This window comes from Parabacteroides sp. MSK.9.14, assembly GCF_019041495.1.
GTDB lineage: Bacteria > Bacteroidota > Bacteroidia > Bacteroidales > Tannerellaceae > Parabacteroides > Parabacteroides merdae.
Genome location: NZ_JAHPXO010000003.1, coordinates 149,514 through 174,665, shown reverse-complemented (window position 1 = coordinate 174,665; position 25,152 = coordinate 149,514). Strand labels below are relative to the sequence as shown.

General features: G+C 46.5%; 17 protein-coding genes and 1 pseudogene. 5 read left to right on the top strand and 13 right to left on the bottom strand.

Going from position 1 to position 25,152, the window contains the following annotated elements; genetic code table 11:
- Position 1 precedes the first annotated feature (1 nt).
- From KTG12_RS03000 to KTG12_RS02980, 5 genes are all read right to left on the bottom strand, one after another.
- Positions 2-1,321, bottom strand: coding sequence for a TldD/PmbA family protein (locus tag KTG12_RS03000; RefSeq protein ID WP_022322957.1), 1,320 nt, complete (start codon positions 1,319-1,321; stop codon positions 2-4).
- A 97-nt stretch (positions 1,322-1,418) separates the two neighbouring features.
- On the bottom strand, positions 1,419-2,951 hold the full coding sequence (locus KTG12_RS02995) for a TldD/PmbA family protein (protein WP_046452342.1): 1,533 nt from the start codon (positions 2,949-2,951) through the stop codon (positions 1,419-1,421).
- 8 nt (positions 2,952-2,959) lie between these two features.
- Positions 2,960-4,195, bottom strand: coding sequence for an anaerobic sulfatase-maturation protein (locus KTG12_RS02990; RefSeq protein WP_022322959.1), 1,236 nt, complete (start codon positions 4,193-4,195; stop codon positions 2,960-2,962).
- A 73-nt stretch (positions 4,196-4,268) separates the two neighbouring features.
- The gene (locus KTG12_RS02985) at positions 4,269-5,282 is read right to left on the bottom strand and encodes an N-acetylmuramoyl-L-alanine amidase (protein WP_022322960.1); all 1,014 of its coding nucleotides are present in this window, start codon (positions 5,280-5,282) and stop codon (positions 4,269-4,271) included.
- Positions 5,283-5,553: 271 nt separating this feature from the next.
- Positions 5,554-6,114, bottom strand: coding sequence for an NUDIX hydrolase (locus tag KTG12_RS02980; RefSeq protein ID WP_022322961.1), 561 nt, complete (start codon positions 6,112-6,114; stop codon positions 5,554-5,556).
- Between the two features lie 109 nt (positions 6,115-6,223).
- Here KTG12_RS02980 and KTG12_RS02975 point away from each other — a divergent pair, with 109 nt between their 5' ends.
- Genes KTG12_RS02975 through KTG12_RS02965 form a run of 3 tightly spaced genes read left to right on the top strand, consistent with a single transcriptional unit; the run spans position 6,224 to position 10,542 of the window.
- Positions 6,224-7,672 carry a hypothetical protein gene (locus KTG12_RS02975; RefSeq protein WP_005641815.1) on the top strand — a complete coding sequence of 483 codons (1,449 nt, stop codon included), beginning with the start codon at positions 6,224-6,226 and terminating at the stop codon, positions 7,670-7,672.
- Complete coding sequence (locus KTG12_RS02970) at positions 7,644-8,990, top strand: GDSL-type esterase/lipase family protein (protein ID WP_173022574.1); 1,347 nt, start codon at positions 7,644-7,646, stop codon at positions 8,988-8,990. Before KTG12_RS02975 ends, KTG12_RS02970 begins: the two co-directional genes overlap by 29 nt.
- Entirely contained in the window at positions 8,983-10,542 is a 1,560-nt protein-coding gene (locus tag KTG12_RS02965; RefSeq protein ID WP_005649347.1) for an MBOAT family protein, read from the top strand. The genes KTG12_RS02970 and KTG12_RS02965 overlap by 8 nt, the downstream gene beginning before the upstream one ends.
- A 99-nt stretch (positions 10,543-10,641) precedes the next feature.
- On the opposite strand, the gene KTG12_RS02960 is transcribed toward KTG12_RS02965, so the two are convergent.
- The 5 genes from KTG12_RS02960 to KTG12_RS22070 all read right to left on the bottom strand — a co-directional run bounded on the left by KTG12_RS02960 (position 10,642) and on the right by KTG12_RS22070 (position 18,283).
- Complete coding sequence (locus KTG12_RS02960) at positions 10,642-12,330, bottom strand: RagB/SusD family nutrient uptake outer membrane protein (RefSeq protein WP_138273035.1); 1,689 nt, start codon at positions 12,328-12,330, stop codon at positions 10,642-10,644.
- An 18-nt stretch (positions 12,331-12,348) separates the two neighbouring features.
- On the bottom strand, positions 12,349-15,621 hold the full coding sequence (locus tag KTG12_RS02955) for a TonB-dependent receptor (RefSeq protein WP_227226040.1): 3,273 nt from the start codon (positions 15,619-15,621) through the stop codon (positions 12,349-12,351).
- A gap of 423 nt (positions 15,622-16,044) precedes the next feature.
- Positions 16,045-17,073 (bottom strand): FecR family protein, encoded by a 1,029-nt coding sequence (locus KTG12_RS02950; RefSeq protein WP_005641823.1) that lies wholly within the window; start codon positions 17,071-17,073, stop codon positions 16,045-16,047.
- Between the two features lie 40 nt (positions 17,074-17,113).
- Positions 17,114-17,704: an RNA polymerase sigma-70 factor gene (locus KTG12_RS02945; protein WP_005641826.1), complete on the bottom strand. Its 591-nt coding sequence runs from the start codon at positions 17,702-17,704 to the stop codon at positions 17,114-17,116.
- A gap of 444 nt (positions 17,705-18,148) precedes the next feature.
- Positions 18,149-18,283 carry a hypothetical protein gene (locus KTG12_RS22070; RefSeq protein WP_005643426.1) on the bottom strand — a complete coding sequence of 45 codons (135 nt, stop codon included), beginning with the start codon at positions 18,281-18,283 and terminating at the stop codon, positions 18,149-18,151.
- Between the two features lie 194 nt (positions 18,284-18,477).
- Between KTG12_RS22070 and KTG12_RS02940 the strand changes: the two genes are divergently transcribed.
- Together KTG12_RS02940 and KTG12_RS02935 are read left to right on the top strand one after the other, a co-directional pair.
- Positions 18,478-20,355 carry a glycoside hydrolase family 127 protein gene (locus KTG12_RS02940; protein ID WP_138273037.1) on the top strand — a complete coding sequence of 626 codons (1,878 nt, stop codon included), beginning with the start codon at positions 18,478-18,480 and terminating at the stop codon, positions 20,353-20,355.
- 135 nt (positions 20,356-20,490) lie between these two features.
- Positions 20,491-22,803 carry a UvrD-helicase domain-containing protein gene (locus KTG12_RS02935; protein ID WP_173023000.1) on the top strand — a complete coding sequence of 771 codons (2,313 nt, stop codon included), beginning with the start codon at positions 20,491-20,493 and terminating at the stop codon, positions 22,801-22,803.
- A gap of 432 nt (positions 22,804-23,235) precedes the next feature.
- Here the strand turns inward: KTG12_RS02935 and KTG12_RS02930 are convergent, their stop codons facing one another.
- From KTG12_RS02930 to KTG12_RS02920, 3 genes and pseudogenes are all read right to left on the bottom strand, one after another.
- On the bottom strand, positions 23,236-23,460 hold the full coding sequence (locus KTG12_RS02930; protein WP_122115840.1) for a DUF4248 domain-containing protein: 225 nt from the start codon (positions 23,458-23,460) through the stop codon (positions 23,236-23,238).
- 221 nt (positions 23,461-23,681) lie between these two features.
- Complete coding sequence (locus KTG12_RS02925; RefSeq protein ID WP_138273039.1) at positions 23,682-24,848, bottom strand: MalY/PatB family protein; 1,167 nt, start codon at positions 24,846-24,848, stop codon at positions 23,682-23,684.
- Positions 24,849-24,974: 126 nt separating this feature from the next.
- A pseudogene (locus KTG12_RS02920) lies at positions 24,975-25,151 on the bottom strand (MATE family efflux transporter); the annotation flags it as partial.
- Position 25,152: the final 1 nt, after the last annotated feature.

Genomic DNA, 25,152 nt, shown 5'->3' with positions numbered 1-25,152 from the left:
CTTATAACCCGCTAAAATCGACCCCGTCGAATATTAGAGAAGGAACACGCCAACTGGAGAATGTGCGCGGGTCATTGCCGACTTCGGCTAAATTACTCCACAAGGAAATCATGTTGCCTGTTGCGTTCATTTCGGAGATGGGTTGTGTCAGTTTGCCTTTTTCGATCAGGAAACCTTCTACACCGTAAGAGAAGTCACCGGTCGTACTGTTGCTGTTACCGCCGTTGAAACCCGTCACCAGAATGCCTCTGTCGACAGAAGCAATCAGACCATCCGTATCCTTATTTCCCATTTGCATGGTCAGGATAGAAGGGGAGGCAATCGTTTGTCTCATATTCATCTTGTTGGCTGAATAGGTATCGATATAATAGGTTTTCAGGATACCGTTTTCAAACACAGGCATACGTTTTGTCGCTACACCTTCACCATCGAAATATCGGGCACCGGATGTACCCACCATGTGGGGTTCATCGATAACCGTTAGTTTGTCACCCAATACTTTCTGGTCGATTTTATCCAACAAAAAAGAGTTTTTCTGCTGGATGGAAGAACCATATAATGCATCGATTACCGGAGAAAGCAAACGGGAGGAATTCATATTGTCCACAACCATCTGATACTTGCCGGAAGCGACCTTTTTCTGTCCCAGTTTACGCATTACACGTTCCAGGGCCTTTGTTCCCAGACCTTCTTTAATTAACTTATCATAGTAAAGTGAAGAATCGAACCAATAGGATTCCGGGCGAGCATCCCCTTCACCTTTGATGCTTACGCTGGCAACTAGGCTGAAAGAAGAACCGGATGCTTCCCCTTCGAAGCCGTTGCTGGCAACCATATATTTGAAATCCTTTTCATCGCTGTAGGATGAATTGACCGAGATAATACGGGGGTCTTTTCCCATCATTTCGTTGCAGACGTTCATGGCCAGCGTCACTTTGTCGTCCGGCTGGATTGAGTCGAACTTCGGATCGATCAGTTGCAAGTCGGCGCCGCCTCCTTTATAATAAAGAGAAGAGTCGGGTAACGTACGCGCCTTGTCTTCCGCCAGGAAGCGAGTGGAAGCGATACCGTTACGGATAAAACTTTCCAGTTCCTTTTTATCCAGACGGTTTGTAGAGAAGGAACCGAAACGTCCGTCCACAAACAGATGGATCACCAAACTGTTTTCCGATGCCTGTTGCAAGCGGTCCATTTTCATATCACGTATTTCGAAGGAACTGCTCGATCCATTATAGATACTTACACGTGAGGCCTGGCAACCGTTTTTCAGGGCAAATTCCATGGCCCACTGAGCCAGTTTTTTATTTTCGTTCGTTATCATGTCTAATGATTTATGATTTTAGATTTATGATTTATGACTTTGGATTTATGATTTATGGGTGTGTAGACAACGCATAAATCATAAATCATAAATCTTTTTAATTTTCTCCTCCTACAGTAAGTTTACTAACTAAGGCTGACGGCATACCGCAGGTTACCGGACAGGATTGTCCGTCCTTGCCGCATGTCCAGGTGCCGTTATCCATCTTGTAATTGTTTCCGACCATCGTGATATCGGCCAATGCACGTGGACCGTTACCGATGATATTGATATCTTTGATCGGCTGTGTCAGTTTACCATTTTCGATTAGATAACCGTCTTTCACGAAGAAGGTGAAGTCGCCCGCACCGATCTGTACTTGCCCGTTGGTGAAGCTAGAGGCATAGATACCTTTCTTCACCGTCGAGATCATTTCTTCTTCCGTCACGTTTCCGGCTTCCATATAGGTAGCGCGCATACGCGGGATCGGCATCTGGCGGAATGATTCACGGCGACCGTTCCCTGTTGAAGGTATACCGTAATGTTTGGCACTGATACGGTCGTGCAGGTAGCTGGTCAGAATGCCTTCTTTCACGATATAAGTCTTTTGCCCGGCGATACCTTCGTCATCGATATTGACAGAACCGCGGTTGAAAGGAATCGTACCGTCGTCCACCACATTGATATGCTCGTTACAAACCTTTTTGTTCAGCTGGTCGGAGAAGATCGATGTATTCTTGCGATTGAAGTCAGCTTCGAAAGCATGGCCGATTGCTTCGTGCAACAAGATGCCGGAACCTCCTGCACCCATTACGACCGGCATTTCGCCTCCTTTAGGCTTGATAGCTTGGAATAGGATGGAGGTTTTCTCTACTGCCTCCTTTGCTACTTCGGCAATGATATCATCTGTCAGGAATTCGGCTCCCATGCGGAAAGCGCGGGATGCATATGAATTTTCGATCTTCCCGTTGTCCTCCATGATACAGACTGCCCCCAGCGTCACCATCGGACGATAGTCGTAGTACATCTGTCCTTCGGAGTTGCAGAACAAGATGTGTGAAGTCGTGTCTCCCAACGAAGCCATCACTTTGTGCACCCGTTTGTCAAGCGCAAAAATCTGATCGTTCAGTTTCTGAAGATACGGGGTCTTTGCATTTACGGCGAGCTCGTCCCAAGGAGTTTGTACACCGTAATAATTATTCGGGATCGGTTCCTCCGTCAGGGCAACCGGAGCTTTTCCTGCCGAGCCGGTTGCGATACGGGCTGCCGTGCGGGCAGCTTTCAGCATCTCGTCGAGAGTCACGTTTTCCACATACGCATAACCGGTCTGATCACCGGCCAATACACGTACTCCCATACCGAAATCGATATTGGACGAAGCACGGTTTACGGCTCCGTCTTGCAATCCGATATTGTTCCGGTAGGAATGTTCAAAGAAAAGATCTGCATAGTCGCCTCCTTTCTCAAGTGCTGCTGCCAACACTTTCTTCATGTCGTTTTCACTGACACCAAAATGGTTCTGAGCGAATGAGATACCGGTAGCCTGATCTACCTTGTTTCCGGTACAACTTCCCAGGAATGAGGGAACTGCTAATGATCCAAGCATAACCATACCTCCTGTTTTGATAAAATCACGTCTGTTGATTTTCATATGTTCGATTATAGTTTATTCTCTTTTGCCCATTGCATGACGTTGGCTGGCGGGCGTTCGGCCAACAATTCTTTTTTCATGAAATCCATGTAAGGAGCCACGTGCTTAAAAAATTTCTTGTAACCTCTACATAGATAGTTCAATCCGGGTTCGCCGTTTGCCGTATGGAGAAAACGGTTCTTGGGACATTCGCCGTTGCAGGCAAACAGGTAGTCACACTCCTTGCATTGGGTAGGGAGTGTTTCATATTTGTCTGCTCCGAACTTCAGTTGGCGTTGGCTGTACATCATCTCGGTAAGCGTCTGGGTATGGATGTTACCTAACTTATATTCCGGGAATACAAAGTGGTCGCAGGCATATACGTCGCCATTGAACTCCATCACACCGGCATGTCCGCAAGTGCGTGCCAGCGTACAGACGCCCGGTTGTTCGCCTACCCAGTTTGCCAGTGTGGAGTCGAAAAGCTGGATATAATAATTACCGACATCCTCTTTCAGCCATTCGTCGAAGACCGCACAGAGGAAATCTCCCCATTTTCCGGCGTCGACCGTGAAAGGGGCTAGTTTGATGTTGGCATCCTGCTGTTCCGGCGAGGTGAGCAACGTTCCGTCCTGATGGAATCCGAGGCGTTCTACAATCGGGGTGAATTGGATATAGTGGCAATCTATTTCCTTGAAAAAGTGATAGAATTCCAGCGGATAATCTACGTTGTAGTCATTGACGACTGCCATTGCGTTGTATTCCACGCCATGCTTTTTCAGCAGTTCGATTCCCTTCATCACTTTATAGAAGGAGGGGAGTCCCTGCTTGTTGCGACGATATTCGTCATGAAACTCCTGCGGGCCGTCTATCGAAACTCCCACGAGGAAGTTGTTTTCTTTGAAGAAACGACACCAGTCGTCGTTCAGCAGTGTCCCGTTTGTCTGGATACAGTTGTCTATCTGGCGTCTGTGGCCGTACTTGCGTTGCAATTCCAGTGCTTTCCGATAGAAACTGATCGGACGCATCAGCGTTTCACCACCGTGCCAGGTAAAGAGAACCTGCGGCATCGTCTGACATTCCAGATATTCCTTGATGAATTTTTCCAGTAACTGTTCGCTCATGATATGATTTTTCACCTCTGGATAAAGTTTCCCTTTCTCCAGATAATAACAGTATTCGCACGCCAGGTTGCAAACTGAACCGACAGGCTTCAACATTACATATACGGGTTTCGCGAACGGGGATATATATGGATTACTCATGGTATGCTTAAAACGATGTTTTATTTAGTTTCATATGCAAAAGTAATCTTTTTAACGGATGAATGTTGTTTTTTTACCGTGTTTTTTTCTTGTAGCGGTTGTAATCGGTGACAAATCCTTCGCAAAGCCAATTCGCGAGTGCCTGACGGTTGTCGCTCAGGATGATTCGCTGCTGGTCGAAACTGTTTTGGATATTACCTAACTCGACGAAAACGGAGGCCGGTGTCGTATGCCTCAACACGTATAAGTTCCGTCCGTCCACTGTTCCGGTAAATCCTCGTCCCGGCTGGTGCTTCTTATATTTATGGGTGAAAGTTGTCCGCATGGTTTTCGCCAGATGCTTGCTTTCGGAGTTTTTATTCTGGTGGTAGAAAAAAACATCGGTCTGGTGTCCCTTGTTCCGGCTGTCCACATGCACGAAGATAGCTCGTTTGTAGGCGTATTTATCCTGCTTGAACAGGGTGTTTATCTTGTCACTTCGTTGTTTCAGGCGACGGACCTGGTTAAAAGGAATAGGGCTACCCATACAAGTTTCCCGTTTACTGTTCTTCAGGTATTTGTCATCCCGTATCCCGTCTTTGGCATCTTGAATGATAATGTGGACTTTGGCTCCTTTTGTCATCAGGTTGCGTGCCAGACGGAGTACGATGTCGTAGGCATATTCGTCTTCGTGCAACTCGATTTTGCCAATCCGTCCGATTGCTCCTGGATCAGGGCCTCCGTGTCCGCTGACCAGATAGAAACAGGCTCCTTTTAGTTCGGATGATGTTACCTTATAGGAGGCCAGTTCTTTGCCGAACAACGGTTCATAGTTCGCTCGTTTGATGGCGGATGCAACAGCTTCTTTTCCCTGTAAGGGGGGAAGCGTATATTTGACTCCTATCCTAAGGGTATTCCCCTTGCCTAACTTGTTTTTGTTCAGCTCGATGAACTGTTTCTGATATGAAATACCTGTACGGTTATGGCGTTTGAGGAACAGGGTGATGCCTTCTCCTTTCTTGGGAAAGGCTTTTTCCTGGGCCTGTAAACGGTTGACGCAAAATATGGTAAAAAATAACGCGAATATGATATTAAGTTTAAACTTCATTGGAGACATGTTGCTAATGCGAACAAAAATAACGCTTTTTCGGGATTATGCAAAATATACGGTTATTATCAGGCGGAGCAGCATGTCCTAGTAGTATCATAGGCAGGAAGAGTTTGTGCCATGTCGATGAAACGGTTGTGCCATGCTGATGAAACAGTTGTGCCATACTGGTGAAACGGTCGTGCCATGCCGATGGAATTATTGTGGCAAAGGCATGAAGCTTTATTTTTATGGTTTGTCTGCTTTTGTTCGCCTGAGTTCAGGAAATATCTCAGATCAAATGATTCATCGCCATGTATTTCCAAAGTGGGGCGGCATGGAGCGCTTGTTTGATCTGGTCGTTTAGCAACAATTCTTTTACTTCGTCGAGAGTCAGAAGGTGGACGCTGAGGTCTTCCGTGTCTTCCAGATGTTGTGCCATGACTGACTCTACATCTGTGGCAAGATAGCAATAAGTCAGGTTGGTGTGGGTGCTCGGATTGACGCCTATTACCATCAGTTCGCTCCAATTTCCGTTGCCGTAGCCGGTCTCTTCGAGCAATTCCCGTTGGGCGGAGACGAGTGGGGAAGCGTCTTCCTTTTCGCAGACACCGGCGCAAAGTTCGTGAGCCGTGATACCCAGTCCATGACGGTATTGGCTTACAAATACGAATTTCTGCTCTTTGGTGATTGCGATCACATTGATCCATTCTGGATATTCGAATATATAATATTCAGGAATCCTGTTTCCGTTCGGCAATTCCACTTCCTCCCTGCGCACGGTGAACCAAGGTTGGCTGGATAGGTATTCACTTTTCAGTACTTTCCAGTTTCTGTTTTTCGGAGTTTCCATATTTGTAGTTTGTTGATGGTGTGTATCAAAATATATAATTATGAAACGGTCGAGTTTGTAATAAATTGTATTTGTACTTATCTTTGTAATTTCGAAAGAGAGGACTTAGATGAATAAAGATAATAATTTTGGTAGGCTTTTGCTCCTGCTACTTCTTGCGTTTGGTATCTGCTTGGGACTTTATTACTTACCGGACCAGCTGTTCGGGATGAAAATAAAAAAAGTTGATTTACTTTCCGATCTCAGGATAAAACCAGAATCCCTGTCTATGGATTCCTTGCGTATGCAATTGGAACAACCGGATACGGTCCGGATAGATTCGGCCGCCGTGCGTGATTCGATCCTGAAAACGACAGGTATCGATTCCGTCGCCCTCGCATTACGCGATTCGCTTTACAAGGTTATGTATGCGGACAAGGGAGCCGATTCGTTGGGAACGCGTATCGAGGATTACTCTGTCGGCCATATCGGTTTGAAACGTTTTTTTGCCGCTTTAAGAAATAGCAGGCAGGCGAACCGCCCGGTGCGTGTCGCCTTTTTGGGTGATTCGTTTATCGAAGGTGACATTGTGGTGGCTGATTTCCGTTCGGGTATGCAGGAGCGGTTCGGAGGACGCGGAGTCGGTTTCGTTCCGGTTACGTCGGTAGCCGCCCAGTTCCGTCCGACGATCGAGCAAAAGGCGGAAGGTTGGACCACCTGGTCCATGTTGACGGATCATCATCATCGGTATACGCTTTCCGGAATGACGTTCGAACCGAAAGGGGAGAAGCCATCTATCTCGATCAAGACGACAGACCGTTATCCGGAGTTGAAAACGGTTTCTTCCCTTAAATTCTTGTATGAAAAGAATATCCGTACACAGATGACTTTGGTTTGCAACGGCACGCAGGACACGATCTGCGAGACCTTGGAACCGACAACCGCCATCACGCAATACGAACAAACAGGAACCTTTACGGAAGCCTCCTTCAGCTTTGCCGATACGGCCGGTTTCCGTGCTCTCGGGGTTGCACTCGAAGATAATTCTGGGGTGATCGTGGACAATTATTCGTTGCGTGGCAATTCGGGGATGATCCTTTCGAGATTGGACAGCACCCGTTGCCGAGAGTTGAACGAGATACGTCCCTATGATCTGGTCGTTTTGCAGTACGGGTTGAATATCGTCAGCGACAGCGTTCTCCAGTATGGCTGGTACGCCAAGCGGATGGAAGAAGCCGTACGCCACGTACGCGTTTGTTTTCCGGATGCCGATATCCTGATGCTGGGGGTTTCGGACAGGAGCCGACAAGTGGACGGAACCTTCGAAACGATGCCTGCCGTATTAGCCTTGCTGCACGCACAGCGGCAGGCGGCTCGCCGTTCGGGGGTCGCTTTCTGGAATGTCTTTGGGGCGATGGGAGGAGAGAACAGCATGATCCGTTTCGTGGAGAACAATTGGGCTAGCAAAGACTATACCCATTTGAGTTTCAGGGGAGGAAAAGAGATAGCTTCTGCCTTGTTGAAGGCAATATTATTAGAAAAGGAGTTTTATGATGAAGCAGACAAAGTGGCTCATTAGTCTATCGGCTTGCCTGGTTTTGATGGCCGCCAGTTCTGCCGGAGTGAAAGGAAAATTGGCGATCCCGTGTCAAGCGTGGGAACAGGGGAGTATTGATACGATCCCGCTCCCTTCCCGTATTTATTCGATCGGGAAGGAGGTCGATTCGATCCAGTCGCCCTCTTCGCTGCAATCCTTCTTTGACGAACTGGATTCGCTCGGAGCGGGGAAGGATACCGTATTGACAATCGTCCATTTAGGCGATTCTCACATACAGGCCGGTTATTATTCCGGTAAAGTGATGCGTCTTTTGCAGGCGCAGTTCGGGAATGCCGGACGTGGATGGATTGCCCCTTTCAAGTTGAGCAAGACGAATGAACCGGACGATTATTTCATCTCTTCTTCCGTCCGCGAATGGGTGACGGGACGCTGTATCCAAGCCAATAAGAAATGTCCTGTTGGAATCGGTGGAATCGGTATCCAGTCCGTTTCTCCTTCCATCAATTTGGACGTTCGGATAGCACCTAACAACGGGGCAGGCTATTCCTTCAACCAGGCGATCCTTTACCGGGGAGAAAAAGCCATGCCTATGTTGCCGGCCGGTTCGTTCAAAGATTCCATACAGACATCCTTGGCTACGGTTCCGGCTGTCGCAGGTGTTTTGGCCGATACCTTCCGTATTTCTCATCCGGTAGATACGTTGCAGCTGCACAGTACCCGGCGGAAACAAGGCACGGATAAGCTGCTTCCGGCCTCCAATTTCAAAAATGTTTATTATGGTTTCAGCCTGACGAACGGTTATCCGGGTGTCCTCTACCATTCGGTCGGCGTGAACGGGGCGATGTATGTCAATTACACAGACGAAGCATACGTTCGTCAGTTGGCCCTGTTGAAACCTTCTTTGCTGATTATTTCGTTGGGTACGAACGAAACCTTCGGCCGTCGCTTCCGTTCGGAAGAATTTGGCGGACAGATACGTGCGTTCGTTTCCCTCGTCAAGAAACAGATGCCTGAAACGGCTATTCTGCTCACCACTCCGCCGGAATGCTACAAGCGGACTTATGTCAATAAAAAACGGACGTATGTCCGTAACTCGAATACCCAACTTGCTGCAAAGGCGATTGTAAAGGCGGCACATGAAGAGGGCGTAGCTTGCTGGGATCTCTTTGCCGCTACGGGAGGGAAAAGCTCCTGCACCAAATGGCGCAAGGAAAAACTGATGGGCCGTGACCGTATTCATTTCACAAAGGATGGCTATCGTGAGCAAGGGACCTTGTTATATCGTGCCCTAATGCAATCTTATAATCAAATGTTGAAAATCAGAAAAGATGATGAATGATTTTATAAATAAAATGGGAGAATATTGGTCTCAGCTCTCATTCGACAAACTTGGCGATATATTGACCTACCATCACAATGCTCCGATACTTTTCAGCAGCGGATTGTTTTTCTTCCTTTTTATCGGTTTCCTGATTATTTATATGTCGCTCAGGAAGCATTTGCTGACGCGTATCATTTATGTTACGTTGTTTTCCATCTATTTCTATTATAAGAGCAGCGGATTGTTTTTCTTTCTCCTGCTGTTTGTCGCAACATCCGATTTTTGCATTGCGCAGTGTATGACTAAGACTGCTTCCAAGTGGGGACGCAAAGCATGGGTTGTCCTGAGCCTGTGCGTTGACTTAGGGCTGTTGGGATATTTCAAATACTTCAATTTCCTACGGGAGATCATGGCTGCCGTTGCTCATGAGTTGGGGTATCAGTTAGGGAATACCTCGTTGCAGAACATTACCTATCAGCCGTTGGATATATTTCTGCCGGTCGGCATTTCCTTCTTTACCTTCCAGACCATCAGCTACGTGATTGATGTGTACCGGGGTAGGATAGCCCCCCTCCGGCGTTGGATCGACTATGTTTTCTATGTCTCCTTCTTCCCGCAGCTGGTGGCCGGTCCAATCGTTCGGGCACGCGATTTTATTCCTCAGATTTATAAGACTCCGGTTGTTACGCGGGCGGAGTTCGGAGAGGGGCTTTTTCTCGTCTTATGTGGGCTCTTTAAGAAAACCGTCATATCCGACTATATCAGCTTGAACTTCGTCGACCGCATATTCGATGCTCCTTTGCTCTATACAGGGGTGGAAAATCTGTTGGGTGTGTATGGTTATGCCTTGCAGATCTATTGCGATTTTTCCGGCTATTCGGATATGGCGATCGGGATTGCATTGTTGTTAGGTTTCCGTTTTAACGTGAATTTCGATTCGCCTTACCAGTCGGCGACCATTACGGAATTCTGGCGACGTTGGCATATCTCGCTCTCTTCTTGGTTGAAAGACTATTTGTATATTTCACTCGGAGGTAATCGGAAAGGGAAAATACGGACATACATCAACCTGCTGATAACGATGTTGTTGGGCGGTTTATGGCACGGAGCCTCCGTGAGTTTTATCCTTTGGGGCGCCCTGCATGGAGTTGCACTGGCCGTCCATAAGTTCGTGATGAACCATTTCAGCAGTTTCAAACCATTAGGATCAGAAATGAAACCCTGGAGAAGAGTGATAGGTGTTCTGATCACTTTCCATCTGGTGTGCTTTGGCTGGATTCTGTTCCGGGCTGACTCGATGCAAACGGTTGGCGAGGTGCTGACGCAGATTTTCACGAATTTCCATCCGGAGGTCTTTATGCAGTTTGTGGTGGGCTATAAAGGAGTGTTCGTCTTGATGGTGGTGGGTTATATCCTGCATTTCATGCCGAAATCGGCGGAAAACGGTTTGCAGGCAGTCGTTACCCGTTCTCCTTTGCTTGTTCAGGCGGTGATGCTGGCGATTGCGATCTTTGTTGTCGTGCAGTTCAAGAGTGCCGGGGTGCAACCATTTATCTACTTCCAGTTCTGACATTGTTTCCTGCCATATCGGGAATCCGATGGAAGCAGAGTTTAATAACAAAAGCCCTTCCGGAGCGGGGAGGGCTTTCGTTATTAAATGTAGGAGGGATCAGAGTCCAGCTTGCGGGTCGAACGTCCCGTTTTCCCAGCCTTTCGTCTGTTCCAGGTTCGGATTGTTACTCATCTCGCTGCGTTTCATCGGCAGGAAGTAGATGTTCTGGTTGGTGATCATCGGTGTGTTATCACGGTCGAACAGATAGGTCGTGTATGTATTATCGGCCTGCTTGTTCATCACTAAGGCATGGCGTTTGCCTTGCCCGTTCATCAATTTGTCGTAGATCATCCAGCGGCGCATATCCCATAAACGTTTTTGTTCGAACAACAATTCGATAAAACGTTCTTCGCGAACTGCTTCACGCATTTCCGTCTGGTTCATGTTTGGGTTCAATCCGTAAACTCTGCCTTTCATTTCCGGATTGGAACTAGTTTCATTGATGCCTGCACGCTTGCGGATCTGTTTCAACATATCGAATGCTTCGTTTGTCTTTCCGACCTCGACGGCAGCTTCGGCATAGTTCAGCATTACTTCAGCCAGGCGAATGTCAATATAGTCGGTTCCAGATTTTTGGCAGTCTGTCACTGAAAGGCTTTCGTCAATGGCTTTACGGGAATAATAGCCGGTTTTCGATCCGACGTTTTTGCCGTAGGCATAGTCGTTTTGCGCATTTTCGTTCAGTTCCATTACGGTATTGAAATATGTCACCCCCTGATAGACGATTGTCGCATAAAAACGTTTGTCCCGATTTTCCCACAAGGCGAAGATATCTTTGCCTTCCTTTTCCCAATCGGCATAGGTGTAAGTTCCTCCGTCTATAGTAGGGAAGCGGTCAATCACTTCCTGTGTCGGGTGATTACCGCCGGTGTTGTTCATCGAGAACGTGATCGGACGGACGGTTGCATCTCTTTTCTGTGTGCGGGTCGGGTTTTCGTAGCGGATGGCAAAAATTACCTCTTTGTTCATCTCATCTAGGAACAGTTTTCCGTAATCATCATACAAGGCATGGCCTTGTCCGATCAGGTAATTCAGTGTCTCTTTGTTGTAGTTGTAGGCGGTTTGCCAATGTTCGTTGTTGTTCGGGTTGAACTGTGGACTAGCACGGAACAAGAATACGCGTCCGAGGAATGCCTTGGCTGCACCTTTCGTCACGCGGCCCAAGTCTTCAGCCGAATAAGAGTCTGGCAACCCTTCTGCACAAGCTTTCAGTTCGTCGATAATGAAATCGAAACATTCTTTTGTAGAGTTACGTTTCACATAGAGGTCGTCCGTCATTTCTTGCGGGATAGTGATCAGTGGGACACCACCGTAACGTTTGACCATTTCGAAATAGAGGTAAGCACGAATGAAACGGGCTTCGTAAGTTAGACGGTCGGCTAGTTCACGGTCTATCGTACAGACTTCGGGATTCTGTGCATTCTGAATGAAAATATTGCAGTTTCGGATGTCAGAATAGGGCCAGTACCAGGTCTGGGCGGAATCTTTCGTGTCACTCATATTGTCCGGTGTGGTGGTTCCCTGTGTCCAGTTGCCTCCGCCCGTCGCTTCGTCGGTCGCATCGGCCACGGCCGTGTCCCAGCTTGGGATGGAAACATACAAAGCATTGAGAAAAGCTGTAGTCAGCGTTTTGTCAACCCAAACCTTGTCCTCCGAGATTGAACTAAGATCTTCCTTATCCAGTACGCTGGTGCAGGAAGAGAATAATGCCAGAATGGCAGCACATGTTATAAATATCTTTTTCATATCTAATTACTCAAATTGTTAGAAACTTACATTGATACCAAAGTTGAAACTTTTTGTCAACGGATACTGATAAGCTCCACGGTCACCGCTGTTTTCGGGATCGTAGATGCCGATGTGGTCGAATACGAACAGGTTTGTGCTTGAAACGTAGACACGGCAACGATCTACACCGATCGAATTCACCCACTGTTTCGGCAACGTATAGCCGAGCTCGATGTTTTTGCAACGGAAATAGTTACCGTTCATCAACCAGAATGAAGAAGCCTGTCCGTTGGCGCCTTTCGAGCCTGTACCACCGACGCGCGGATATTTACCGTCTGTGTTGTCGGGTGAATAAGCGTCCGACCATATGTTCAGAACGGTCTGTTCTGTCCAGGTATCGCCGCGGTTCGGGAACATGATGCTTCGATGGCCTACGCCTTGGAAGAAGGCTGTGAAGTCGATACCTTTCCATTCACCTCCTAAACTGATACCGTAGATGATTTCCGGGTCTTTGCTGTAGAGCGAAAGAACGGCTTGGTCGTTACCGTCGACAACTCCGTCAGGGCCTCCGACGCCGCCTGCACCGTGGATATCTTTCAGGATAATATCGCCTTTCGACCATTCGAATCCGCCGTTATAGAGCGGCAGTCCAGCTAAATCTTCATCCGTACGGGCGATACCGTCGGCGATGTAGCCAGTGATGAAGTTGATCGGGCGTCCTGTCTTTATTTCCCATTCATAGGCGTTTGCCGATTCGTCGATATACGTGTAATGGTTGCGGGCGAAAGAGAAGTTACCGGATACATAATATGTGAAGTTACCGATCTTATTATCGTGGCGCAACATGAACTCACATCCCTGGTTTACCATCTCTGCGTAGTTCTCTTTCGGTAATGTGGCTCCGAAAGTCCCCGGAATCGTACGTTTACGGTCCATCAGGATATCTGAAGTTTTCTTATGGAAGTAATCAAATTCGAGGCTTAGCAGTCCGTTCCACAATCCCAAGTCAAAGCCGACGTCGGCTGTCGTGGTTGTTTCCCAAGTGATGCCTTTGCTTGGATAAACACCCGGTAGAATACCGGTTGCACCTGAACCGAAGACGGCATTGGTTCCTGTTGTAAATTTACTTAAATATTGGTAATAAGCAACATCGTCTCCTCCGTCGTTCCCTAATGTACCATAGGATGCACGTAATTTCAGATTACTGATAAAGTTCAGTTTTTCGTTCTGCTTGAAGAAATTTTCTTCAGTCACGCGCCAACCGGCTGAAACAGACGGGAAAAATCCCCAACGTTTGCCCGGAATCCATTTTACGGACGAGTCGTAACGGAAGTTGGCTTCTAATAGATAGCGGTTGTCGAAACCGTAGTTCACACGGCCGACGTAACCGATGCGTCCAATTTCCGATTCGTGACCATCGGCATCTTTCCACTGGCTGTCCGCGCTTCCGGCGAATAGCTGTTCAAGGGAAGATGAAAGCAATTGCTTGCGCTGTGCCCAAAACATATCACCCCATTCTTCGTATTGCTCATAGAGGAACATGGCGCCGATGTCGTGTTTGCCGAATGTCCGGTTATAGTTTAACTGCAAGTTTAGCGTATAAGCGCTCGTTTCGTTGAAGTCTTTTCGGACGAAGTTTCCGTTTTCGGTTCTCGTACGTGTGCCGACAACCGGGGCGTCGTCGCGGATGATATGGTTATGTCCGCCGCTCGTTTCGTGTATATATAAGGTATACTCTTTTCCTACCTGTTTTTCATTCTCGTAATAACGGCGATAGTTGAACATCGCGTTTGCTGTCAAGCCTTCTACCCAAGGAATTTCCCATTTGGCGCTTAACTTCGTGTTCAGTGTGTTATGTTTTTTGGAAACATGCCCGTTGTTGATTGCTTCCAGAATATTCCAGTTGTAGATGGTTGCGTTCGGCTTTCCGTTTATATAGGCCGGCTCGGTAGTCGGGAAGTTTAGTAGGGCACGATACATATCGTTCATCAAATCTTTATCAGAGTCATGAGGCCAGTAAGGTGTGCGTTGGTCGCTCATATTACCGTCCACATCCAATCCGATCGTAAAGTTATCCGCAACTTTGGCATCTACATTCGAACGGAAACTGTAACGTGTGAAGTCCAGGTTGTTGAATGTTCCGCTCTGGCTGTAATAACCGGCTGACATAAAGTAATTGATACGTTCGCTACCCCCGTTGACACTTAGGTTGTGCTGTGTCGTAAACGGGTTTTTCCAAGCGAGGTCGAACCAGTTTGTACTGTGTGTTTTGAAGTATTCTTGTTCGTCGGCTGTGTAGTAGCGGGAATCTGTTTCCGGGATGCCATTATACATGAATTGGTTATTCAGATATACAGTCCGGTCATAAGCGTTCATCACTTCCGGTGTGCGGGTTGGACGGTCCGTTCCGAATAGACCTGAATAGCTAAACTGAGGCTTTTGGTTTTTACCGCGTTTTGTCGAAACGACAATCACGCCGTTAGAGGCACGAGAGCCGTAAACGGCAGCGGATGCTGCGTCTTTCAATACGGAAATGTTCTCGATCGTGTTCGGATCCAAAGCATCGAAGTCTGCTTTTTCACGAACAACGCCGTCGATGACGTAAGTCGGATTTGTATTGTTGGGTGTATTGACGCCACGGATCGTGATCGGGGAAGATACACCCGGCATACCGGATTTATTGTAAGAGAAAATACCCGGCATACGTCCTGCCATCGCATTGGAGATATTGGAAACCGGGATTGTCGCAATGTTATCTGCCGAAATAGTGGCGACCGAACCGGTCAGGTTCATTTTCTTTTGCGTACCGTAACCGATCACGACCACTTCATCCAGCTTTTGTGTATCTTCCGTCAGTGTGACATTCAGGTTGCTTTGTCCTGCAACTTTTACAAAACAAGTATTGTAACCGATAAACGAAATTTGTAAAGTTGCGTTTTCAGGAACTTCGATCGTGAAGTTTCCGTCCATATCAGTAATGGTCCCGACGGTCGTTCCCTGGATTGAAACGTTTGCTCCGGCGATAGGACCAAATTGGTCGGAAACAACACCTTTAACGGTTTTCTGCTCTTGTTGGACCTTGGCAACGATATCCATCTCTTTCGGACGAAGGATAATTTGTTTCTCATTTACCTTGTACTCGACATTGGTGGATTTGAAAACTTTCTTTAGGATGGATTCGATTGTCTCATTGTCGAATTTTACATTGACTTTTCTGTCTACATTTACCAGTTCATTGTTATAAATAAAATGGAATTCAGAGTTTTCCTCTATTTTGTTCAATACATCTTCTATCGAAACGTTGTTCATTTCTATAGAAAGACGTGCAGATTGCGAATATAGACTATTTGCATTTGCTGCACTAAGAAAGCAGGTTAAACATAAAGCGGCGATTTTCATACGCGTAGGAATTTGAGGAGACAAGTCGAAATATGACCTGAAACCTTTTTGTTTTGATGTAATTTTCATAACTTTACATTATCAAATTTAATTAGGTAGTTATATGACTTAATTAGACAATTATCATTCGTCAGGTGAGATTTTCGGATTGATAATTATTTTTGATCACGGGATGGGAAGATGTTGCAAGCATCTTTCCATCTTTTTGATTCAGATGTGTGTAGCAGCTATGTCTTCATGGTATTTCAATTTTTGTGTTAATCATTCATTTCTGTTTATTACGGCTATTAGACGTAGGAGATAAAAAATCCCCTACGCCAAAATGCAATTTTTTTATCTTGCTTCGATAATAACGGTCCGACGGGTATAAGAATAGTCGCTGGCCTGTTTCGGTTCGATCATTGTGCACTTGATAGGAGCAGTCTTTTCGAGCAGTTGCAGGATCTCTTCAAAGGTTTCGGTCGTAAAGGTTGCAGAATATTTGTAATTGAATATTTTTTTGCTTTGTAAGATGATGTTTACGTTGAAATGGCGTGACAGGCGTTGAGCTATCTCTGCCATTTCGGTCCGGCGGAAGACCATTTTTCCTTCCTTCCATGAAGTAACCATATACAGATTGATGTCTGAAACCTTAGTGTTATCTGTTATCTTATTATATACGGCCTGTTCACCCGGATTCAGAACTTGGGGGATTGGTTTCTTTTCATTTCTGATTTCTATGGAACCGTTTGCCAGAGTGGCTTGTATTTCGTCATCATCTTCATAAGCATTAATATTAAATTCTGTGCCGTAGGCGCTTACCGTAATTCCGTTTGAAAGTGCTACATCGAAGCGGTGCTTTTTATCTGATGAAACCTTGAAATAAGCTTCGCCGGACAGATATACTTTACGATGGTCTCCGACGAACTGTTTAGGATAATGCAGCTTGGAACCTGAATTCAGCCATACTTCGGAACCATCCGGCAGTGTAATTTTAGAAACAAGGCCATAAGCGCTTGACAATTCCACCTGTTCGATCGGCTGATTTTCCAATCTGTAGATACGCTGGTAAAAGTAGATACTGCTAATTAAGGCTGGAATGAGCAATATGGCTGCCGTGTAACGAAAATAGCGACCGATCTTTTGTCGGAATCGGTTTTTCTGCATGGTTCTCGATACATTTTTCCAGTGGTTGTCTACATCTATTTTTTCTTGCAAATATAGCATCTGGCTGGTGTCACAGATAAAACGGAGATCACCGACCTCTTTCCGTAATTCAGGTGAATCCAACATTTGTTTTTCAAAAGCAAGGCTATCTTCTTTCGATAGTTTGCCTTCCAGATAGGCTATGATATGTTCGGTTTGTATATTCACGTTTGTCATGTATTTGTGATTAGACGCATAAAGGGGAGATTCCCCTATGTTAAATATATTTATCAGGAGTTTGAAATAATAAAATAAGGAATGGCAGATAGTCTTTCAGTTCGACGCGTAAAATTTTAAGTGCTTTACTTATATGCGCTTCGACTGTTTTGACTGATATTTGTTGTTCCTCGGCGATCTCTGTATATTTCTTTCCTTCGAAACGATTCTTTTCGAAAATGAGGCGAGTGTTCTCCGGTAGTTTATCCAATGCTTCAGCCAACATCGTTCTAAGTTCGACAATCGAATAGATATCTCCACTTGGTTCGTCCCCCTTGCTTATCTTCCATTGTTTCCAGGCCAACTCGAGTTCCTGTTTTCGGAGATAGTCGATACAATTATTGCGTACGCTTGTGACCAAAAAATTGCGGGCAGATGTTTCGATTCTGATACTTTTTCTGTTTTCCCAGATTTTGAGAAAAGATTCCTGTACGACGTCTTCACATGTTTCCCAACGTTCAATGTACCGGTGGGCAAAGATGCAGAGGGGAGAAAAGAATTGGAAGAATAATGTTTTAAAGGCATTCTCGTCGTCGTTTACAGCGATGTTCCAAAACAACTTGTCGATTGTATGTGGCAGTGTCTCCTTCATGTTTTCGTTTGATGACAACAAATATTTACTAAGTTCTCATAGGACTACGTTAATTAGATCGTCTGTATATAAAAGAATATCAATTGATTAGGGAATTTAATAAGAGAAACACTTCTCCAAATGGAGGCAAATTCGATTTGAATATCATATCGAATTTAGACCTCACTATTAAAAGTTTATGATAATTTTATTATAACTTTGTACATCTAAATTGAATTAGTCCTATGAGAACTATGTGTATCAAAGAGGCAATGAGGTAGAAATAGGTCAAAAAAATAAGGCGTCCCATCACGAGAAACCTTATCTTTGGTATATTCAAATTCAATAGATGTAGGCTTTACCTCTGTATTCTTGATGTGTCATACCTACATGCTGACATATATGGTTTGTAGGTAAAACACCTATGTTTTAAATTCAGATGTCTTTCCTTAATTATATATTGGTTCATTTGCCATCGGATGAATCCTTTCCACTAATGTCCAGTATATCCTTGACTATGTACCAAATCACGAATAGGACCATGATGCTTCCGATCAGGATACCTCCGACTTTGATGACTGTACCGATGTATTCTTCCATATCTATTAAGTATTATTTGGGGTAAATATAGAAATAAAATAATCGATTCTCGTTTTTTTTCATGAAATATGTTGGCGGAGTGTAGTAGAGGAGTAGACACTTATCATAATTGACAGGTATTCTGTCAATTTTATAACATAATATCACGGTTAACTCTTTATTTTTGTTCTTATAATTCTTAAATTCTCAATATTATGATGATTCCGTTTAAGGTGAAGACTTTCTCTTTCCTGTTGGCTTGTGCCTGCTCGACGGCAGGGATGGCGCAAGTAGGCAATGACTCTCCTGTAAAGCAGGTAAAAATATCTGGTTATGTAGGGACTCGAATCACAGATTGTATCGAACATCGTGTGAAAGCGCAGGATGTGGACCATTTGGTCGAACCGTTCCGCCACCAGAACGAGAAGTCGCGCTGGCAAAGCGAGTTTTGGGGGAAATGGATACAGGGTGCGATCGCCTCCTATCGTTATAACCGGGACCCCGAACTGTACCAGATCATAAAGGATGCGGCCGAATCGCTTATGGCAACGCAGTTGCCGAACGGTTATATCGGGAATTATGCGCCGGAATACCAGTTACAGCAATGGGATGTCTGGGGGCGCAAGTATACATCATTGGGATTGATCGCTTGGTATGACCTGTCGGGTGATAAGAAGGCATTGGAAGCAGCTTGCAGAGTTGTCGACCATCTGATGACGCAGGTTGGGCCCGGAAAGGTGGATATCGTCTCAACCGGCAATTACATTGGCATGCCGAGCTCGTCCGTCCTCGAACCTGTCATGTATCTGTATAACAGAACGAAAGAAAAACGTTATCTCGATTTTGCCAAATATATTGTCGGACAATGGGAGACACCCGGTGGTCCGCAGCTGATCAGCAAAGCTATTGCCGATGTGCCCGTAGCCAACCGTTTTCCGCATCCGAAAACTTGGTTTTCGAGGGAAAACGGACAAAAAGCTTATGAAATGATGTCCTGCTATGAAGGCTTGTTGGAACTGTATAAGGTAACGGGCAATCCACTCTATCTCTCTGTCGTGGAAAAGACGGTCGGGCATATCGTACGCGAAGAGATCAACGTGGCCGGATCGGGTAGTGCATTCGAATGCTGGTATGGCGGGAAAGAACGTCAGACGCAACCTACTTACCATACGATGGAAACTTGCGTGACCTTTACCTGGATGCAGCTCTGTAACCGTTTGTTACAGATGACGGGTAACTCCCTGTATGCTGATTATATGGAAACGGCTATCTATAATGCTTTGATGGCATCTTTGAAGGCGGATGCTTCGCAGATAGCCAAATACAGCCCGTTGGAAGGTTGGCGTCATGAAGGGGAGGAGCAGTGCGGCATGCACATCAACTGTTGCAATGCGAACGGCCCGCGTGCCTTTGCCATGATTCCTCAATTTGCCTATCAGGTTCAGGACGATTGTGTCCGGGTAAATTTTTATGCTCCCTCGGAAGCGGAGTTGGTATTGCCGGGCAAGAAGCCGGTCCGGTTGAAGCAAACGACCGATTATCCGCAGACTGATCAGATCGAGATAGAGGTCGATCCTGCGAAAGAGACGGCTTTCACCATTGCCTTGCGCATCCCGGCATGGAGCAAGATTGCGGTGGTTTCTGTAAATGGCCAACCCCAGGATGGTGTCCTGCAAGGTGCATACTTGCCAGTGAACCGTAAGTGGAAAAAGGGCGACCGGATCACTGTCAAACTCGATTTACGTGCCCGTCTGGTGGAAAGGAATCAAGCACAGGCCATCGTGCGCGGTCCGGTCGTCTTGGCTCGCGACAGCCGTTTCGGGGATGGCTTTGTCGATGAGGCGTCTGTTGTTGTTAGTAAAGACGGGTATGTGGAGTTGACGCCTGTAAAGGCTCCTGGTTTTGCCTGGTTGGCCTTTACCGCCCCGATGGTGTTGGGTACGGACTTGGAAAGCAACCGGGCTCCGAAACAGATTCATTTCTGCGATTTTGCTTCTGCCGGAAATACCTGGGACAAGACGCAGCGTTACCGGGTGTGGCTGCCGAAGACATTGAATGTGATGCATTCGCCTTATAGGCCGTACAATCAGTGAACGGGGGCATTTTTACACACTTGGTAATCCGAAGAATGAGTACGGATAGTGGCACACATAGCATCGAGAACAGTGACCTGAGGCGGGACAGTAAATAAAAATTCGTACCTTTGTATCCCTAAAAATACAAGATACGTGGAAGAATATCTGAAACAATTGAATGAAAGTCAGCGCGAAGCAGTTGTCTATACAGACGGGCCTTCGCTTGTGGTAGCCGGAGCCGGATCGGGAAAGACACGCGTGCTGACCTACAAGATAGCCTATCTTTTAAGGCAGGGACTGCCTCCCCAAAGCATTTTGGCACTGACTTTTACGAATAAGGCGGCACGCGAGATGAAAGATCGTATCGCCTCCCTGACAGACGAACGGATGGTACGGCGGTTGTGGATGGGGACGTTCCATTCCGTTTTTTCCCGTATTCTCCGTTCCGAGGCGGAGTGCATCGGCTATCCATCTAATTTTACCATTTACGATGCGACAGATTCCAAAAGTCTACTCCGTTCCATCATGAAGGAGATGCAGCTCGACGACAAGGTGTATCGGCCGGGAATGGTACAGGGCCGTATCTCGAATGCAAAAAATGCACTTATTACCTATAAGGCATACGAACAGAACAAGGAGCTGGTGCAACATGATATAGATTCTAAAGTTCCTTTGCTGCGTGAAATATATAAGCGGTATCAGAATCGTTGCCAGCAAGCGGGGGCGATGGATTTCGACGATTTGCTGTTGCAAACGAATATACTCTTCCGCGATCATCCGGACGTATTGGAGAAGTACAGGAGCTTTTTTCAGTTTGTGCTGGTGGACGAGTATCAGGATACGAATTTTGCCCAGCATCTGATTGTACAGCGCTTGTGCGAAGTACACCGACGTATCTGCGTGGTCGGAGATGATGCGCAAAGTATCTATTCTTTCCGGGGAGCCAATATCGATAATATCCTGCAATTCAAGAACCAGTATCCGGGTTGCCGTATTTTCAAACTGGAACGAAATTATCGTTCGACGCAGAATATCGTAAATGCGGCGAACAGTTTGATACATAAGAATACGAAGCAGATCCCAAAAACCGTTTATTCAGAAAAGGAGGAGGGTAGCAAGGTCTCCATTTGTTCGTCCTATTCCGATTATGAAGAGGGATATGCCGTTGCTGGTAAGATTAACGATATGAGGATGCAGAATTACGATTATGCTGATTTTGCCATCCTGTATCGGACAAATGCACAGTCACGCATCTTGGAAGAGGCCTTGCGTAAAAAGGGAATTCCTTATAAGATATACGGAGGCTTGTCTTTCTATCAGCGTAAGGAAGTGAAGGATGTCATTTCGTATCTTCGTCTGATTGTCAACCCGCATGATGAAGAGGCTTTCAAACGTGTGATAAACTATCCGGCTCGTGGGATAGGCGATACGACTCTCAATAAATTGGTCGTTGCCGCTACAGATCATAATGTCAGTTTGTGGACCGTGTTGAACGATCCGATCGGGTACGCTCTGCCGGTCAATAACGGTACGGCAAAGAAGTTAAGCGATTTCCGGGAGCTTATTTCCGGTTTTATCGAACGGAATGTTAAGCTCTCTGCCGAGGAAATCGCCGCTGCAGTAGTGAAGGAGAGCGGCATTGTCAGTACCTTGTTTCAGGATCGCTCGGTGGAAAGAATCAGCAAGCAGGAAAACTTGCAGGAGTTGTTGAAAGGTATTGCCGAGTTTTGCGAGATACGCCGCGAGGAAGGAACGGAGCATGTCTCGCTTGCTGACTTTCTGTCTGAAGTCTCGCTGTTGACAGATCAGGATAATGATAAGGAAGAACAGGCAAACAAGGTGACGATGATGACGGTGCACGCCGCCAAAGGCCTGGAGTTCCGGAATGTTTTCGTTGTCGGGCTGGAAGAGGACCTGTTTCCCTCCGCCATGTCGAAAGACAATCCGAGAGCGGTGGAGGAAGAACGCCGCCTCTTCTACGTCGCCATTACTCGTGCGGAAGAAAATTGTGTATTGACACACGCCAGAAGCCGTTATCGCAATGGCCAGAGTACGATGTGTTCGCCCAGTCGTTTCTTGAAAGATATCGATCCCAAATATATTTATACGTCGGCAGATGCCGTTACTACCAACGGTTTATTGGCTACTCGTCGTTCCTCGGTTTTCCAGCAACCGAAGGCAATGGAAGGAGAGGCCTATGTCTCTCCGGTCGCTCAGGCAGTCGGACGGCAGGCTCGTCTGACACGGATGGAAACGGCTTCTTTGTCTTCGGCCCCGTCTTCGTCTTCTGCGCCGGCTCTGTCAGGTTTGCATGTCGGGGCTAAAGTTCGGCACGATCGTTTCGGAGAAGGTGAGGTAACTGCCATTGAAGGAGAAGGGGGTAATGCGAAAGCAACCGTTTCATTTGCTCATTTCGGTCAAAAACAATTGCTTTTGAAGTTTGCACGCTTGACAATTGTTGAATAAATCGGCTAGAAGTTCGGATATGTCATTCAAGTAGAATAGAAGGCTCTACCGAAGCTATGAATTAGCGTTTGATTCGGCAGATGGAACGGTTAAACTGGCTGCTATAAGATTGTTATTGAGGAAAATAGAAACAGGCTCTAAATCCGACATTTCACATCAAATAAAAACGGTGCAGTCAATGGCTCAATATAAACCATTAATTATGAGTGGCTTATAGAGGTTTTCCGTTCATTGTGGTTCAATCCTACATCTTAAAATAAATATATTAATATATATATAAGCTCATTTCCTTGTACCCCTTTAAACCGGCAAAGACACGATAGGAACGAAAAAAATCCCTTCTTTCGCATCCGGAAGTCCGGTCTTTCACCTCCCGAACTTCGTGGTTTGACACGTCAAAGTCCCTTATTTCGCACACAGAAGTCCCTTGTTTCAAGGCTCACCCAGATATTGCACGATCGTCCTCACCTGCAGGGGAGTCAACATCTTTTTCCCTTTCCTCCAACCGTTACCCTGTAGCTCTGTCTTTAGCTCCGGGTTTACCCCCACCCATTGGGACAACCGTTTCCCTGCCGATGCCGGCATCAAATCCGGACCGTAAAGGACCGCCAATTCTTGCCACCCGTAACTCCTGACTTCGAATTCATCCATCATCATAACCACCATCGTTTTATTGTCCTGTAAAGATAAGCAATAATTACTGATATTCAAAATATAATGGCGTTTATATTCTACCTGTTTCTGCACCTATCTTCACCGATATTCGCCGATATTCCCCAAACCGTATTCCAACCTGTTGCGAAGCCCTATCTTCGTGTTGTCATCGATAATGAGATTTGCAGGAGGTTGTTGCCAATTGAGCGTTTGGCAAAATTCTCTTAGAAATTTTGTACCAACACATGGGCTATCCGTTCCAGACCGTCGGCAAGCAACGTCCGGGGACAGGCTATATTCAGACGAATGAACCCCTCTCCACCAGGACCGTACAGTGTACCAGAATTGACCATCAGCTTCTGTTCCTCTTGCAAGCGCAGGGTCGTGGCATCCGAGCCGATACTCGATGCTCGGCAATCTATCCAGACCAGATAGGTTCCTTCGAGTGGCAACACAGGATATTGCGGTAGCCGTTGCTCGAAAAAACGGTAAAGATATTCGTAATTCTCCCACAAGTATTTCCGCAAAGCATCGAGCCATGCACCGCCTTCATTGTAAGCGGCTATCGTGGCGATAACGCCGAACGGATTAACGTCGCACACTTCGTTGATGTTGATGGCGCGGTCGATACGGCGGCGTACCCCTTCATCGGCAGCGATGATGTTGGCGATTTGCAATCCGGCAAGGTTGAATGCCTTACTCGGCGAAACGCAGGTTACGGAGTTTTGGCGGAAACGTTCGGACAGGGAGGCGAAAGGCGTGTAGTCATGCCCTTCATAGACCAGCTCACAATGAATCTCGTCTGCCACAACGAACACCCCGTTATGCAGGCAGATGTCACCGATGCGCCACAGTTCCTCCGGCGTCCAGACCCGTCCGACCGGATTGTGAGGATTGCACAACAGCAGGATTTTCGCCTTCGGATCGGCCGCCTTTGTTTCGAGGTCGTCGAAGTCAATCGTGTAGCGGCCGTTCCGATAAACGAGGTAGTTGGCCGACAGTTCGCATCCGCTATTGCGAATCGACGAATAGAAACAGTTGTATGCCGGAGTCTGGACGATTATCTTGTCACTCGGTGCAGCCAAAGCTTTGATAATAGCGGACAGAGCTGGCACGACACCGTTCGTATAGATAATCCACCGGGGATCTATCTGCCAGCGATGCCGGTCATCGAACCACCGGATAACCGCGTCGTAGTAGGCTTTGGGTACTTTGGTATAGCCGAAAATACCATGCGCTATCCGCTTTTGCAAGGCTTCAACAATAGCTGGTACTGTACGGAAATCCATATCCGCCACCCACATAGGCAATACATTCTCCTCTTCGGGAGTATCCCATTTGTAAGAATTCGTCCCGCGCCGCGGGATGATTGTATCGAAATCGTATTTCATAATTTATCTTTTTATTCGTAATTTATAAATCCAGTTACTACCCCAAAGCCTGACAAGAAAAATCGTTCCCCGGAAGCAAAGCTCGATATCCAATATATCAAAGCTCCCATGACACCCATAATCAGCATCCCCGACCAGCCAACTGGGAAGCATATCACTGATGGTAATACCGGTCACCGCCAGCAGGGAACTGAAAATAAGCGTGGCTGTAACCGACTGGCGCAGTATCTTTCTGGCTCCCGCGAAATCCTCGGCTCCGATCCGGTGTGCTACCTGCACGGAAAATCCTGTTGTGGCTGCTGCT

Coding starts and splice junctions, on each gene's coding strand:
- KTG12_RS03000 (WP_022322957.1), bottom strand. CDS start 1,321: ATGATAACGAACGAAAATAAAAAACTGGCTCAGTGGGCCATGGAATTT.
- KTG12_RS02995 (WP_046452342.1), bottom strand. CDS start 2,951: ATGAAAATCAACAGACGTGATTTTATCAAAACAGGAGGTATGGTTATG.
- KTG12_RS02990 (WP_022322959.1), bottom strand. CDS start 4,195: ATGAGTAATCCATATATATCCCCGTTCGCGAAACCCGTATATGTAATG.
- KTG12_RS02985 (WP_022322960.1), bottom strand. CDS start 5,282: ATGAAGTTTAAACTTAATATCATATTCGCGTTATTTTTTACCATATTT.
- KTG12_RS02980 (WP_022322961.1), bottom strand. CDS start 6,114: ATGGAAACTCCGAAAAACAGAAACTGGAAAGTACTGAAAAGTGAATAC.
- KTG12_RS02975 (WP_005641815.1), top strand. CDS start 6,224: ATGAATAAAGATAATAATTTTGGTAGGCTTTTGCTCCTGCTACTTCTT.
- KTG12_RS02970 (WP_173022574.1), top strand. CDS start 7,644: ATGATGAAGCAGACAAAGTGGCTCATTAGTCTATCGGCTTGCCTGGTT.
- KTG12_RS02965 (WP_005649347.1), top strand. CDS start 8,983: ATGAATGATTTTATAAATAAAATGGGAGAATATTGGTCTCAGCTCTCA.
- KTG12_RS02960 (WP_138273035.1), bottom strand. CDS start 12,330: ATGAAAAAGATATTTATAACATGTGCTGCCATTCTGGCATTATTCTCT.
- KTG12_RS02955 (WP_227226040.1), bottom strand. CDS start 15,621: ATGAACAACGTTTCGATAGAAGATGTATTGAACAAAATAGAGGAAAAC.
- KTG12_RS02950 (WP_005641823.1), bottom strand. CDS start 17,073: ATGACAAACGTGAATATACAAACCGAACATATCATAGCCTATCTGGAA.
- KTG12_RS02945 (WP_005641826.1), bottom strand. CDS start 17,704: ATGAAGGAGACACTGCCACATACAATCGACAAGTTGTTTTGGAACATC.
- KTG12_RS22070 (WP_005643426.1), bottom strand. CDS start 18,283: ATGGAAGAATACATCGGTACAGTCATCAAAGTCGGAGGTATCCTGATC.
- KTG12_RS02940 (WP_138273037.1), top strand. CDS start 18,478: ATGATGATTCCGTTTAAGGTGAAGACTTTCTCTTTCCTGTTGGCTTGT.
- KTG12_RS02930 (WP_122115840.1), bottom strand. CDS start 23,460: ATGATGATGGATGAATTCGAAGTCAGGAGTTACGGGTGGCAAGAATTG.
- KTG12_RS02925 (WP_138273039.1), bottom strand. CDS start 24,848: ATGAAATACGATTTCGATACAATCATCCCGCGGCGCGGGACGAATTCT.